12 protein-coding genes are annotated in these 11,381 nt (G+C 67.1%); 6 read left to right on the top strand and 6 right to left on the bottom strand.

Going from position 1 to position 11,381, the window contains the following annotated elements; genetic code table 11:
* The first annotated feature begins 2 nt into the window (after positions 1–2).
* Positions 3–113, top strand: coding sequence for a DUF6867 family protein (locus FZ983_RS35195; RefSeq protein ID WP_348771089.1), 111 nt, complete (start codon positions 3–5; stop codon positions 111–113).
* 161 nt (positions 114–274) lie between these two features.
* Positions 275–1,375 (top strand): branched-chain amino acid ABC transporter substrate-binding protein, encoded by a 1,101-nt coding sequence (locus FZ983_RS31405; protein WP_149228565.1) that lies wholly within the window; start codon positions 275–277, stop codon positions 1,373–1,375.
* Positions 1,376–1,456: 81 nt separating this feature from the next.
* Here the strand turns inward: FZ983_RS31405 and FZ983_RS31400 are convergent, their stop codons facing one another.
* A complete protein-coding gene (locus tag FZ983_RS31400) occupies positions 1,457–1,735 on the bottom strand; it encodes a hypothetical protein (protein ID WP_149228563.1) in 279 nt (92 codons plus the stop codon).
* Between the two features lie 228 nt (positions 1,736–1,963).
* On the opposite strand from FZ983_RS31400, the gene FZ983_RS31395 reads away from it, so the two are divergent.
* Complete coding sequence (locus tag FZ983_RS31395; RefSeq protein ID WP_014249984.1) at positions 1,964–2,170, top strand: hypothetical protein; 207 nt, start codon at positions 1,964–1,966, stop codon at positions 2,168–2,170.
* A gap of 34 nt (positions 2,171–2,204) precedes the next feature.
* Here FZ983_RS31395 and FZ983_RS31390 read toward each other — a convergent pair whose 3' ends face one another.
* On the bottom strand, positions 2,205–3,290 hold the full coding sequence (locus FZ983_RS31390; protein WP_149228561.1) for an MBL fold metallo-hydrolase: 1,086 nt from the start codon (positions 3,288–3,290) through the stop codon (positions 2,205–2,207).
* A gap of 213 nt (positions 3,291–3,503) precedes the next feature.
* On the opposite strand from FZ983_RS31390, the gene FZ983_RS31385 reads away from it, so the two are divergent.
* Together FZ983_RS31385 and FZ983_RS31380 are read left to right on the top strand one after the other, a co-directional pair.
* Entirely contained in the window at positions 3,504–4,547 is a 1,044-nt protein-coding gene (locus FZ983_RS31385; protein WP_149228559.1) for an OmpA family protein, read from the top strand.
* Positions 4,548–4,714: 167 nt separating this feature from the next.
* Positions 4,715–5,383 carry a response regulator transcription factor gene (locus FZ983_RS31380; RefSeq protein WP_149228555.1) on the top strand — a complete coding sequence of 223 codons (669 nt, stop codon included), beginning with the start codon at positions 4,715–4,717 and terminating at the stop codon, positions 5,381–5,383.
* A 27-nt stretch (positions 5,384–5,410) separates the two neighbouring features.
* On the opposite strand, the gene FZ983_RS31375 is transcribed toward FZ983_RS31380, so the two are convergent.
* The 3 genes from FZ983_RS31375 to FZ983_RS31365 form a co-directional block, all read right to left on the bottom strand.
* On the bottom strand, positions 5,411–6,130 hold the full coding sequence (locus FZ983_RS31375) for a hypothetical protein (RefSeq protein ID WP_149228553.1): 720 nt from the start codon (positions 6,128–6,130) through the stop codon (positions 5,411–5,413).
* Positions 6,131–6,293: 163 nt separating this feature from the next.
* The gene (locus FZ983_RS31370; RefSeq protein ID WP_149228551.1) at positions 6,294–6,947 is read right to left on the bottom strand and encodes a bifunctional 4-hydroxy-2-oxoglutarate aldolase/2-dehydro-3-deoxy-phosphogluconate aldolase; all 654 of its coding nucleotides are present in this window, start codon (positions 6,945–6,947) and stop codon (positions 6,294–6,296) included.
* Positions 6,947–7,873 carry a MurR/RpiR family transcriptional regulator gene (locus FZ983_RS31365; RefSeq protein ID WP_149228549.1) on the bottom strand — a complete coding sequence of 309 codons (927 nt, stop codon included), beginning with the start codon at positions 7,871–7,873 and terminating at the stop codon, positions 6,947–6,949. Before FZ983_RS31365 ends, FZ983_RS31370 begins: the two co-directional genes overlap by 1 nt.
* A gap of 192 nt (positions 7,874–8,065) precedes the next feature.
* Here FZ983_RS31365 and FZ983_RS31360 point away from each other — a divergent pair, with 192 nt between their 5' ends.
* Positions 8,066–8,908, top strand: a complete 843-nt coding sequence (locus tag FZ983_RS31360) for a fumarylacetoacetate hydrolase family protein (protein ID WP_149228547.1) — start codon at positions 8,066–8,068, stop codon at positions 8,906–8,908.
* 52 nt (positions 8,909–8,960) lie between these two features.
* On the opposite strand, the gene FZ983_RS31355 is transcribed toward FZ983_RS31360, so the two are convergent.
* On the bottom strand, positions 8,961–11,126 hold the full coding sequence (locus FZ983_RS31355) for a methyl-accepting chemotaxis protein (RefSeq protein ID WP_149228545.1): 2,166 nt from the start codon (positions 11,124–11,126) through the stop codon (positions 8,961–8,963).
* Positions 11,127–11,381: the final 255 nt, after the last annotated feature.

The following is an 11,381-nucleotide window of genomic DNA, read 5'->3' as shown; positions in this document are numbered from 1 at the left end:
GCATCGCCATCGCCCGCCGCATGGTCAACCAGTATCCGTGGCTCTACGAGACTGCCGGGCCGTTCGGCTGGCGGGAGAAGACGGGTATGGCCGAGGAAAAAATAGTTCATTAGGAATAAGCCGTACGGCTGATTGGTGCCCGTGAAACTGTCGCACACCGCACCACTTGGGGTATGGTAATCTGGAAACCGCCGGAGGGGACCCGGCGGCAAGGCCCGCAAGGGCCGGGGGTATGTTGCAACAGGGACCATTCACAGAACAGGGAAGCACACCCATGAAATTCAAGCTGTCCCTTCTCGCCGCGATCGCGGCGACCGCGCTCTCCGCCACGGCCGCCCAGGCCGATATCGCGGTGGCCACCGCCGGTCCGATCACCGGCCAGTACGCCACCTTCGGCGAGCAGATGAAGAAGGGCATGGAGCAGGCCGTCGCGGACATCAACGCCGCCGGCGGTGTCCTGGGCCAGAAGCTGAAGCTGGAAGTCGGCGACGACGCCTGCGATCCGAAGCAGGCCGTCGCCGTCGCCAACCAGCTGGCCAAGGCCGGTGTGAAGTTCGTGGCCGGCCACTTCTGCTCGGGTTCGTCGATCCCGGCCAGCCAGGTCTATGCCGAGGAAGGGATGCTGCAGATCTCCCCGGCTTCGACCAACCCGAAGCTGACCGAGCAGGGCCTGAAGAACGTCTTCCGCGTCTGCGGCCGTGACGACCAGCAGGGCCTGATCGCCGGCAAGTATCTGCTGGACAAGTACAAGGGCAAGAACGTCGCCATCCTTCACGACAAGTCGGCCTACGGCAAGGGTCTGGCCGACGAGACGCAGAAGGCGCTGAACGCCGGCGGCCAGAAGGAAACCATCTACGAAGCCTACACGGCCGGTGAGAAGGACTATTCCGCTCTGGTCTCGAAGCTGAAGCAGGCGAACGTCGACGCCGTCTACATCGGTGGCTACCACACCGAAGCCGGCCTGATCGCCCGCCAGATGAAGGACCAGGGCATGAAGGCCATCATCGTGTCGGGTGACGCGCTGGTGACCAACGAGTACTGGGCCATCACCGGCGACGCCGGCGAGAACACCATGATGACCTTCGGTCCGGATCCGCGCGAGAAGCCGGACGCCAAGGCCGTCGTGGAGAAGTTCCGCAAGGCGGGCTACGAGCCGGAAGGCTACACCCTGTACACCTACGCTGCGCTCCAGATCTGGGCCGACGCAGTGAAGCAGGCGAACTCGACAGACGCCGCCAAGGTTGCCGACGTCATGCGCAAGGGCAACTACAACACCGTCATCGGCAAGATCGGGTTCGACCCGAAGGGCGACGTCACCAGCCCGGCCTATGTCTGGTACAAGTGGCAGAACGGCCAGTACGCCGAAGTGAAGTAAGCGAAGCGCATCAGCGTTCCGCTGAATGGGGCCGGCACTTCCATGCCGGCCCTTTTTTATTCGACCCGCCTTGGTGCCGGGTCAGGGAATAGGTCGGGGAACATAGGCGACGGATTGGGACACGGACGGTTGCCCCGCGGCAATCGCCGGCGAGGAGAGGCCGGATGCAACCCGGCGAACCGACCGCTCGTTCAGCAGTCGTTCGGAAGTCCGCATCACCTCCCGCCAGAAGGCGGCGGCACGGGTGTGGTTGGCGGCCGTGAGTTCGACAAGACGAACGCGGCTCATTCGAATCGCGGTTTCGCCCAGTTCATCAACCAGGCGGGTCGCGAAGACAAGCACGTCGAGATCGGTGTTCATGACCGCTATGAACCCACAACCGGGACTTTTGTTCCAGCTGGAAACCGCACTGCGGCAAAGGGTCATCGGGGGTGCCCCGGACGTGCTGCACTGCAACAGCGCATCTGCGGCATCGGTGAACGGTCACCGAACGGACACTCGCCACGACGGGGGTGTTTTGTGGTTCAATGGCGCCCTTCGCGGCGGCCGTGACGGCAACCGGTATGGGATGGGTTTTGGAGAACGACAATGCGCAGGAAGCGCGAGGTGATCGAGGGCCAGATTTATCGCAAGCTGTCCCCCAGCGGCGGCTATTGGGAAGTGGTCGCTATCCGCAAGGACGGCATGGGCACTCAGCATGCTCAGATGAAGCGAACCGACGACCCGAAGACACTGAAGACCCTGTCGGTGTCGACCCTGCTCGACCCCCAGCAGTTCGAGATCGTCACCGAGTAGCGACCTGTCCGACAAGCACCTCGGGTCGTCAGGGCTAGCCGGTGACAGGCCGCCGGTAAAGGTCGATGTCCGGCCCAACCGTCCTGCCGCCGGACACACGCTCCAGTCGCCCCTTGCGGATCAGATGGTTGAGGTGTGCAACGGCTTCGCCCACGGCGAAGACGGTCTGGTGCGGGTCGAGCGGGCGCGGGAACAGCGCCTGCGTCACCTCCGCCGCCGTCCGGGACGACGCGCAGAGCGATTCGATCTCTGCCAGCCGTTCGGCATGATGGAGGGCCAGATCGTCAGCACGCCGGTGCAGGCCGCGGAATGGGCGGCCGTGTGAGGGTAGAACCAGCGTGTCGGCCGGCAGAGCGGCCCAATCCTTCAAGCTGGCGAGATAGTCGGTGAGAGGATCGGCGTCCGGTTCGGTCGGCCAGACGCTGATGTTCGGGCTGATCCGCGGCAGAATCTGGTCGCCGGAGATCACCAGGGCCAAGCCGTTGCCATTGTCGTCGCCATCACCCGGCCGGTAGAGGCTGATCGGCTCGGCCGTATGGCCGCTGCCGCCGATCACGGTCCAGAGACGGTCGCCCACCGGCAGTCTGTCGCCGGCCCGCAGACGGGTCAGCGTCGCCGGCACGCCGGGGACACCGCGGCTGTAGGCACCCTTGCGGGCGAGCACGGCGTCCAGCGTCTCCGGCGCCAACCCGCACCGGCGGTAGAAACGCTCCACCGCGGCGTCGGTGCCGGCATCGTTGCCGGCCGACAGCATGCGGGCGAACAGCCATTCCGTCAGCGAGGTGGCGAAGGCCGCACCGGTCCGTTCGACCAGCCAGTTGGCGGCACCGATATGGTCGGGATGGAAATGGGTGGCGACCACCCGCTGTACCGGCCGGCCGCCGAGCGCGTCACGCAGCAACCCCTCCCACAGGGCCAGCGTGTGCCGGTCACCCAGCCCGCAATCGATCAGCGTCCAGCCGTCCGCTCCGCCGTCCAGCGCCCAGGTGTTGATGTGGTCGAGTTGGAATGGCAGGGACAGCCGGATCCACAACACGCCCGGCGCCACCTCCTGCCAGCCCCCGGGATCCGGGGTGGTGCAGATGGGGTAGTCGATCGCATCGTCCGGGGTAGAGGGCATCGGGGTGGGTATCCAACTCATTGTTATCACAAAAGGAAATGCCAGCAGGAGCGCTGCGGCAAATCTGCAACAGAAAAAGCGGCCGTGCGTGGGCGGGATTGGAAGCCGCGCGTGCTGATTCCATTGTCGGGGCCGGAGCCCGTTCTGTCACGCGTTTCGCCGCAGGCCGGGATGTCCCGATCCGCCAACGCCGTCAACGATGGGAACAAGAACATGACGATGCGTGGGATTTTGCTGGGCACGGCACTGGCCGTCGCCGTTCCTTCCCTGGCCATTCCGACTGCCGCCTTTGCCGCGCCGGAAGGCTTCTACGTCGGCGCGGGGGCCGGCGTGAACTGGACCGAGGATGCCGACCTCAGCAGCTATCCGGCCCCGGGCCTGGGTCTGAAGGAGGAGTTCAAGCTCGGCGGCATCGGCGACATTTCGGTCGGCTATGCCACCGCGATGGGCCTGCGCGCCGAACTGGAGGCCGCCTGGCGTTGGCGCAACAGCGTGGACGACACCAGCAGTGCCACTCCGGGCCTGAACGGCCTGGGCGGCAAGACGAGTTCGGTCGCCTTCATGGGCAACCTGCTGTATGATTTCAACATCGGCCTGCCGATCACGCCCTATATCGGCGCCGGTGCCGGTATCGCCGGGGTAAAGAAGACGCTGAACGGCGCCAGCGACCGCGACTGGGTCTTCGCCTATCAGGGCATCGTCGGCGCGTCCTATGCGATCAACGACAATGTGGCGCTGACGCTGGATTACCGTTACTTCGCCACCGTCGATCCGGAGTTCGAACTGGGTCCGGTGACCTCGAAGAGCGAATACCGCAACCACACCATCCTGGCCGGCCTGCGCTATACCTTCGGCGGACCGTCGCGCGTCACGCCGGTCGCGGCCCCGGCGCCTGCCGCCCCGCCGATGGCCGCCCAGCCGCAGAGCGAGTATCAGGTGTTCTTCGATTGGGACAAGGCGACCATCACGCCGAATTCCGCAAGCATCATCGGCGATGCCGCCGACGCGGCCAGCCGTGCCCGTGCCGTCCGCATCCAGGTGATCGGCCACACCGACACTTCGGGCTCGCCGACCTACAACCAGCGGCTTTCGCTCCGCCGGGCCGAGGCGGTGCGCCAGGCGCTGGTCGCGCGCGGCACGCCGGCCAACATGATCTCGATCGAAGGCGTGGGCGAGAACCAGCTGATGGTCCCCACCGGTCCGAACGTGCGCGAGCCGTCGAACCGGCGCGCCCAGATCCTCATCAAGATCTCCTGATCGCAGCGAACCTGCACGCGGGGGAGGGGGCGGATGACCTCCTCCGCGTTTTTCTTTACGGTTCCTCCCGGCATTGCCGTGCCCGGACGTGCGAAGGAGGTAGCGCTGACCGTTGCGTCAGCGTATGACGATGCTGCACGCGAGGCATCTTCGGTCCGAGACGTTACATGCAGGTTCTGATCGCCGACGATCATTCCATCGTCCGCAGCGGCTTGACCCATCTGGTGGGTGAACTGGACGAACAGGCCACCGTGGTGGCCGCGACCAGCTTCAGCCAGTTGAACGCCATCCTCGACGCGTCGATGCTCGAGGGCGGTATCGCATTCGACCTGATCGTGATGGATTTGCGCATGCCCGGCCTGGGCGGGCTGGACGACGTCGAGGCGCTGGTGAAGCGTGTGGCGCCGGTCCCCGTCGCCGTCTTCTCCATGATCGACTCGCCGGACGAGATGCGCGCGGTGCTGTCGCGCGGCGTGCGCGCCTTCATCCCGAAATCGACCGACGACGTGCTGGTGGTCAACATCCTGCGGCTGGTGATGGCGGGCGGATCCTATGTCCCGCCGGTTCTGGGCATGCCGGGAGCGCCCGCGGCGGCCGGGGCCGCGCCTGCACGGGGCGGCGCACCCAGCGTGTTCGACGGGCTGACCCGCCGGCAGCTGGAGGTTCTGGATCTGCTGGCCCAAGGCCTGTCGAACCAGGAGATCGGCGAGAGGCTGGGCCTGAACCTGTCCACGGTGAAGACCCACGTCACCGGCGTTCTGAAGGCGCTCGGCGTCGGCAGCCGCACCCAGGCGGTCCTGCTGGTCAAGGAATCGGGGCGCGACCGGCTGGTTTGAGGCCGGCTTCGGGGCTGGGCGTCGCTTTTAAAGCAGCGCGTTCAGCAGCGACCCGCGGCCGCCATAGCTGCCACCGGATCCCCCCAGCATCATCGAGGCGGGATTGATGGAGGCGCTGCCGGCGCCCAGGATCGCGGCCAGCCCCTGTAGCTTGGTGTTGTTGCCGAAGGGGTTGTCGCCCTTGGCCGGCTGCTTGGCGATGGTGTCGTAGTCCTTGCTGTAATTTCCCATGCGCAGTTGGACGCCGTAGCTCTTGGCATCCTTGACCGGCACGTCCTTGTCGCGGGCGATGCGCAGCGTGTAGTCACCCTTGTCCAGCGTGAGCTGGCCGGATTTCAGCTTCTGGAAGGCGTCATACGTGGCGCCGGCATCCTTGTTGCTGTCGGCGATGACCTTGCCGCCACGGTCCATCAGCTGCAGCCGCACCCCGGCATCCCCCACCGTCCCCAGCGTCGGGGTGCCGGAGCTGGTGACGGTGAATTTATAGAAGTCGGCGGGATCGTTGGAAGCCAGCGAGCTGAAGACGTTCAGTCTGCTCGTGTCCTTCACCAGCGTGCCGATGCTGGTCGCGAAGGGCGCGGCGTTCAGCGCCGACTTGTTGACGGTCTGCTCGTACTCCTGGACCTTGCCGGTCGCGCCGCCATTGCCGGCCGCCTGCTGCTGCACGCGCTTGACCGCGGCATCGATCGACTGCTGCAGGCTCTGCGCCATGCTGCCGACATCGGCGTAGCTGGACAGGCTGACCATGGCGTGCTCTCCCTCGTTCCGCATCCCCTGAAGGGATGTCGACCAGGGCTTTGCAGGATGCAGGCCAAGCGTAAGCTATTGATAGTAAATGGAAATCATATGCGCCTATCCTGCCGCCCGGCAGCTTTGCCCCGGCCGGGCGGCAGGATTTTCCCAGCGGGTATCAGGCGCCCTTGGCGGCCCGATAGGCGTCCATCAACTGGCGGCCGGCGGCCATGATGGCCTCGCGGTCGCCCTTCTTGACCAGACCCTCGTCGACCAGCTTGCCGCCGGCCCCGACGCAGGCCACGCCGGCCGCGACATAGGAGGCCACGGTGGTGGCGTCGATGCCGCCGGTGGGGACGAAGCGGACGCCGGGGAAGACCGACTTCAGCGCTTTGATGTGCGCCGGGCCGACGGTGGAGGCCGGGAAGATCTTGATGGCGTCGGCACCGGCGGAGATGGCGGCATGCACCTCGGTCGGGGTCAGGGCGCCCATCAGGCAGGCCACGCCATGGTCGCGGCAGGCGGCGGCCACCTTCGGCACGACGCAGGGCGACACGACATACTTGGCGCCGGCCTTCACCACGTCGGCGACCGCCGCCGGGGTCAGGACGGTGCCGGCGCCGATCAGGGCGCCGCCCTCCGCCGACAGCTCCTCGATCAGGCCGACGGCGCCGGGGGTGGTCATCGTGATTTCGAAGGTGCCGTAGCCGGCCTCGCGCAGCCAGCTGACGGCGGTGCGCGCCAGATCGGCGGAGCTGTTGCGGATGACCGGCACGACACCGTAGGCGGCGAGCTGGTCCAGGATCTCGGAAGCGGTCGGGATGGTGGACATCAGGATTCCTCGGGACTCTTCTGGGGGGACAGGGAAAGTGACGGAGCGGCGGAGGCCGGACGGTCCGGCACGCGGTGATGCCCGGCCAGCACGGCCTTGATGCGGGCAAGGCGTCGGTCCAGACCGGGAGGAGCCTGCAGGCCGACGGCGACGGTCAGGGCGTCGATCAGAGCCAGTTGGGCAAGACGGGAGGCCATCGGGGTGTGGACCGCGGTGTCCTCGTCCACATCGACGGTCAGGCGGATGTCGGCGCGTTCGGCGAGCGGCGTGGCCGATGCGGTGATGGCGATCACCGTCGCACCGCCGTCGCGCGCGATCGCGGCGACGTCGAAGATCTCGTCGCTGGTGCCGGTCTTGGAGATCGCCAGCAACGCATCGCCGGGGCCAAGCGTCGCGGCCGCCATTGCCTGGAAATGGGCGTCGGCACTGGCGGTCACCTGCGGCAGCAGGCGGAACAGCTTGTGGTGGGCGTCGAGCGCCACGGTGCCGGACGCGCCGACGCCGACGATCTGCACCCGCTGCGCACAGGCCAGCACGCCGGCCGCGCGCTCCAGGGCCACGGTGTCCAGACGGCTGCGCAGGCGGACCAGCGCGTCGATGGAGCGGTTCAGCACCTTTTCCGTCGCACTGGCGACGCTGTCGCCGGGGGAGAGGTCGCGCACCAGCGGGGTCGGGCGGTCGCCGGCCTCTTCCCGTGCGGCGGATGCCGCCAGATGCTGGGCCAGCGCGATCTTGAATTCATGGAAGCCGCCAAAGCCGGCGGTGCGGCAGAAGCGCAGGACGGACGGTTCGCTGACCCCGGCCTTGCCCGCGAGCTGGGCCAGACTGGCGCGCACGGCGGCATGGGGTGCCGCCAGCACGGTACGCGCCACCGCGGCTTCCGCCCGGCGGAGCCTGTCGAGTGAGGATGCGATCGTGTCCAGCATGCGGGAGTCCACCTGGGGAGGTGCGGCGGCCGTTCCGGCTGCCTGCGAACCTGATGTAGTTTTACTACAGACTTGCGGCGTTGTCGACCGATCTGTGAAGTAACGCTACATTTCGTTCGTTCACCCCCTTTACTTTCCGCGCCGTCCGGTCAGGATCGGCGGGCGCCGAACTCCTATCAGGGAAGAGTGTTCATGAAACTGCTGCGCTACGGCCCGCCGGGCCAGGAAAAGCCGGGATTGCTCGACGCCGAAGGCCGCATCCGCGACCTGTCCGCCCATGTGGACGATATCGCCGGTGCGGCGCTGCTGCCGGACGGGCTGGACCGCCTGCGGGCGATCGACCCGGTGACGCTGCCGCTGGTGGAGGGCACCCCGCGCCTCGGCCCCTGCGTCGGGCGTGTCGGCAAGATGGTCTGCATCGGCCTGAACTTCTCCGACCACGCGGCGGAGACCGGGATGGCGGTGCCGCCGGAGCCGATCATCTTCATGAAGGCGACCAGCGCCATCGTCGGTCCGAACGATCCGATCGAACTGCCGCGCGGGTCGGAGAAGACCGATTGGGAGGTCGAACTGGCCTTCGTGATCGGCAAGACGGCCAAATACGTCTCGGAGGACGAGGCGATGGACCATGTCGCCGGCTATTGCATCGTCAATGACGTGTCCGAGCGCGCCTTCCAGATCGAAAAGCAGGGGCAGTGGACCAAGGGCAAGAGCTGCGACAGCTTCGGCCCGACCGGTCCCTGGCTGGTGACGCGTGACGAAGTCGAGGACCCGCAGAAGCTGAAGATGTGGCTGGAGGTCAACGGCCACCGCTATCAGGACGGCAGCAGCGCCACCATGGTCTATGGCGTGCGCTATCTGGTGTCCTACCTGTCGCGCTTCATGAGCCTGCAGCCGGGCGACATCATCTCCACCGGCACCCCGCCGGGCGTCGGCATGGGCCAGAAGCCGCAGGTCTTCCTGAAGGCCGGCGACGTGGTGGAACTGGGTATCGAGGGTCTCGGCACCCAGCGCCAGACGGTCGTCCAGGGCTGATTTGGACGATCCCCCTCTCCCACAAGGGGAGAGGGGCTTTACCAGATGAAGTTCACGCCGACCGCACCTGACGCAGGAAGCGGTCGATCTGCTGCTGCAGGTGGCTGGTCTGGTTCGTGACCTCCTGGGCGACCGACAGGACCTCCTGCGCCGACTGGCCGGTCTGGCCGGCGGCGGTGCGGACCTCGCCGATGTTCTGCGAGGCCTGGGCGGTGCCGCCCGCCGCCTGCTGGACATTGCGGGCGATTTCCGAGGTGGCCGCACCCTGCTGCTCCACCGCCGCGGCGATGCTGGCGGCGATGTCGTTCAGCCGGCCGATGGTCGTGCCGATGCTGCGGATGGCGTTCACCGCCTCGCCGGTCGCCTGCTGCATGGCGCCGATCTGGCCGGCGATCTGGTCGGTGGCCTTGGCCGTCTGGCTGGCCAGTTGCTTGACCTCCTGCGCTACGACGGCGAAGCCCTTGCCAGCCTCACCGGCGCGGGCGGCCTCGATCGTCGCGTTGAGCGCCAGCAGGTTGGTCTGGCCGGCGATGTCGGAGATCAGGTCCAGGACGGCGCCGATCCGGCTGGCCGCCTCGTTCAGCTCGCGCATCGTGCCGTCGGTGCGCTCCGCCTCGCTGGCAGCCTTGGCGGCGATCGCCGCCGATTCGGTCACCTGCCGGGCGATCTCGCTGATCGACTGCGACAGCTCATGGGCGGCGGAGGCCGCACCGTCGACGTTGACCGATGCGGTCTCCGCCGCCTCGGCGGCGCTGCCGGCCTGGCGGGACGTGTCGTCGGCGGTCGCCACCATGCCGGCGGCGGTCTGGTGCATCTGGGTCGCGGCGGCGGACACCGTCTCCACCACCACCTTCACGCCGTTCTCGAACTGGTCGGCCAGCGACAGCATGGCGTCGCGGCGTTCGCCGGCCGCCCGCTGGCGTTCGGCCTCCGCAGCGGCGCGGGTGGTTTCCACCTCGCGCGCGGTGTCGCGGAAGATCAGCAGTGCCGCCCCCATCTCAGCGATCTCGTCATGACCATGCAGCGCGATCTCCGCATCCAAGTCGCCGGCGGCGATACGGCCCATTCCGGCCTTCAGTGCCAGCATCCGGCCGATGATGACCCGGCCGATATAGAGCCAGACGACCAGGATCGACACCAGGATGCTGACGGCCGCCACCGCGATCTGGGTCAGGCGGCTGTTGTCCAGCATGCGGGTGGTGGCGCCGCTGGCCTCCGAGATGCCCTGCTTCTGGGCGTCGACCAGCGTGGCGATGCCCTTGGACAGGGTGCCGGCCAGCGCGTGGTTGCTCTCCAGCAGCTGGGCGAAATAGCCCTCGATCGCCAGCTCCTTCTGGCGCAGGGTGACCATCGACTCCTCGCCGACGGAATATCCGGTCAGAAGCTCCGCCTGCTTGGTGGCGACGGTGGCCAAACGTTCAGGCAAGGCCTGCGCGGCATTCGCGAGTCCGGCCAGCGACACGCCGACGCGCGTCTCGATGATCGCAAGCCGCTGGTCGTCGCGGGTGCTCGCCGCTTCCATCAGCATGTTGCGGACGTTGGCGGCTTCGGCGGTGACCGTGGCCAACGGCTTCTTCTGGGCCATGACCCGGTTCAGGGTGGTCGCCGCCTCGCGCAGGATGGCGGGCTCGGCGTCGGGCTCGGCCAGGGTCGAGCGCGCCTGCTCCTCCTCATTGTTCAGGACGGAGGTCCAGGGCGCGGTGAACTTCTGGATTTCCGCTTCCGCAGCCGTAACCTTGGGCAGCATCACCTCCCGCGCCGCGGCAAGCGCGACCCGATCCGCCGCCGCCTGATCGAGCTGCGCGAGGTTGCCGAGCAGCCCCTTCGAAGAGTCTTCGATGGCGGTCAGCTGGGCACCGGCGGAACCGGTGGCCCGCAGCCGGTCGAGGCGCGCGTTGAACTCCTCCTTCGCCGCGGCGATGCGGGCGGACACCGCCTCGCGCGCGGCGGCCTTGTCGGCGGAGGTCAGTTCCGGCGCCAGCGCGACCAGCCGTTCGGCCTGCTGTGCCACGCCCATGCCTTCGGTCATCGCCGGCACCGCCTCGCCAACAATGGCGTCGATGGTGGTGCGCACGTTGGCGTAGCCGATCAGCGCCACGGCTGCAGCCACCAGCGTGCCGGACAGCACGACGCCGATGGCGATCATCAGCTTTCCACGCAGGCCGGAATACCAGGCATTGCCCTTCGCGGGCTTGTTCCGGTGACTATCGTTCGACATCCCGTCCTCCCCCCTGGCGCTCGCGCACAGGCACATTCAGGTCTCTTCTGCGGCCGGCCGTTCCGGCTCTCGCCGCATTGGTCGTTGCATCCGCCCCCTTCGCCGGACTGTTGGTGGCGATGTCACAGGAAGGGAACACTTTGTAAATAATTTGACAGTTACGTGACTAGGAAAGCGCCAAATTCGCTAAGAAATAAATAAGGAGAATCCACGATCTTTCCGCCAACCGGGATGAAAGTTGCTGCGCTGCGATGG

It is taken from the genome of Azospirillum sp. B21, assembly GCF_008364825.1.
Taxonomy (GTDB): Bacteria; Pseudomonadota; Alphaproteobacteria; order Azospirillales; family Azospirillaceae; genus Azospirillum.
This window is presented reverse-complemented; position numbering and strand designations above follow the sequence as displayed.

Coding starts and splice junctions, on each gene's coding strand:
- FZ983_RS31360 (WP_149228547.1), top strand. CDS start 8,066: ATGAAACTGCTGCGCTACGGCCCGCCGGGCCAGGAAAAGCCGGGATTG.
- FZ983_RS31405 (WP_149228565.1), top strand. CDS start 275: ATGAAATTCAAGCTGTCCCTTCTCGCCGCGATCGCGGCGACCGCGCTC.
- FZ983_RS31390 (WP_149228561.1), bottom strand. CDS start 3,290: ATGCCCTCTACCCCGGACGATGCGATCGACTACCCCATCTGCACCACC.
- FZ983_RS31370 (WP_149228551.1), bottom strand. CDS start 6,947: ATGTCCACCATCCCGACCGCTTCCGAGATCCTGGACCAGCTCGCCGCC.
- FZ983_RS31380 (WP_149228555.1), top strand. CDS start 4,715: ATGCAGGTTCTGATCGCCGACGATCATTCCATCGTCCGCAGCGGCTTG.
- FZ983_RS31375 (WP_149228553.1), bottom strand. CDS start 6,130: ATGGTCAGCCTGTCCAGCTACGCCGATGTCGGCAGCATGGCGCAGAGC.
- FZ983_RS31395 (WP_014249984.1), top strand. CDS start 1,964: ATGCGCAGGAAGCGCGAGGTGATCGAGGGCCAGATTTATCGCAAGCTG.
- FZ983_RS31365 (WP_149228549.1), bottom strand. CDS start 7,873: ATGCTGGACACGATCGCATCCTCACTCGACAGGCTCCGCCGGGCGGAA.
- FZ983_RS31355 (WP_149228545.1), bottom strand. CDS start 11,126: ATGTCGAACGATAGTCACCGGAACAAGCCCGCGAAGGGCAATGCCTGG.
- FZ983_RS31400 (WP_149228563.1), bottom strand. CDS start 1,735: ATGAACACCGATCTCGACGTGCTTGTCTTCGCGACCCGCCTGGTTGAT.
- FZ983_RS31385 (WP_149228559.1), top strand. CDS start 3,504: ATGACGATGCGTGGGATTTTGCTGGGCACGGCACTGGCCGTCGCCGTT.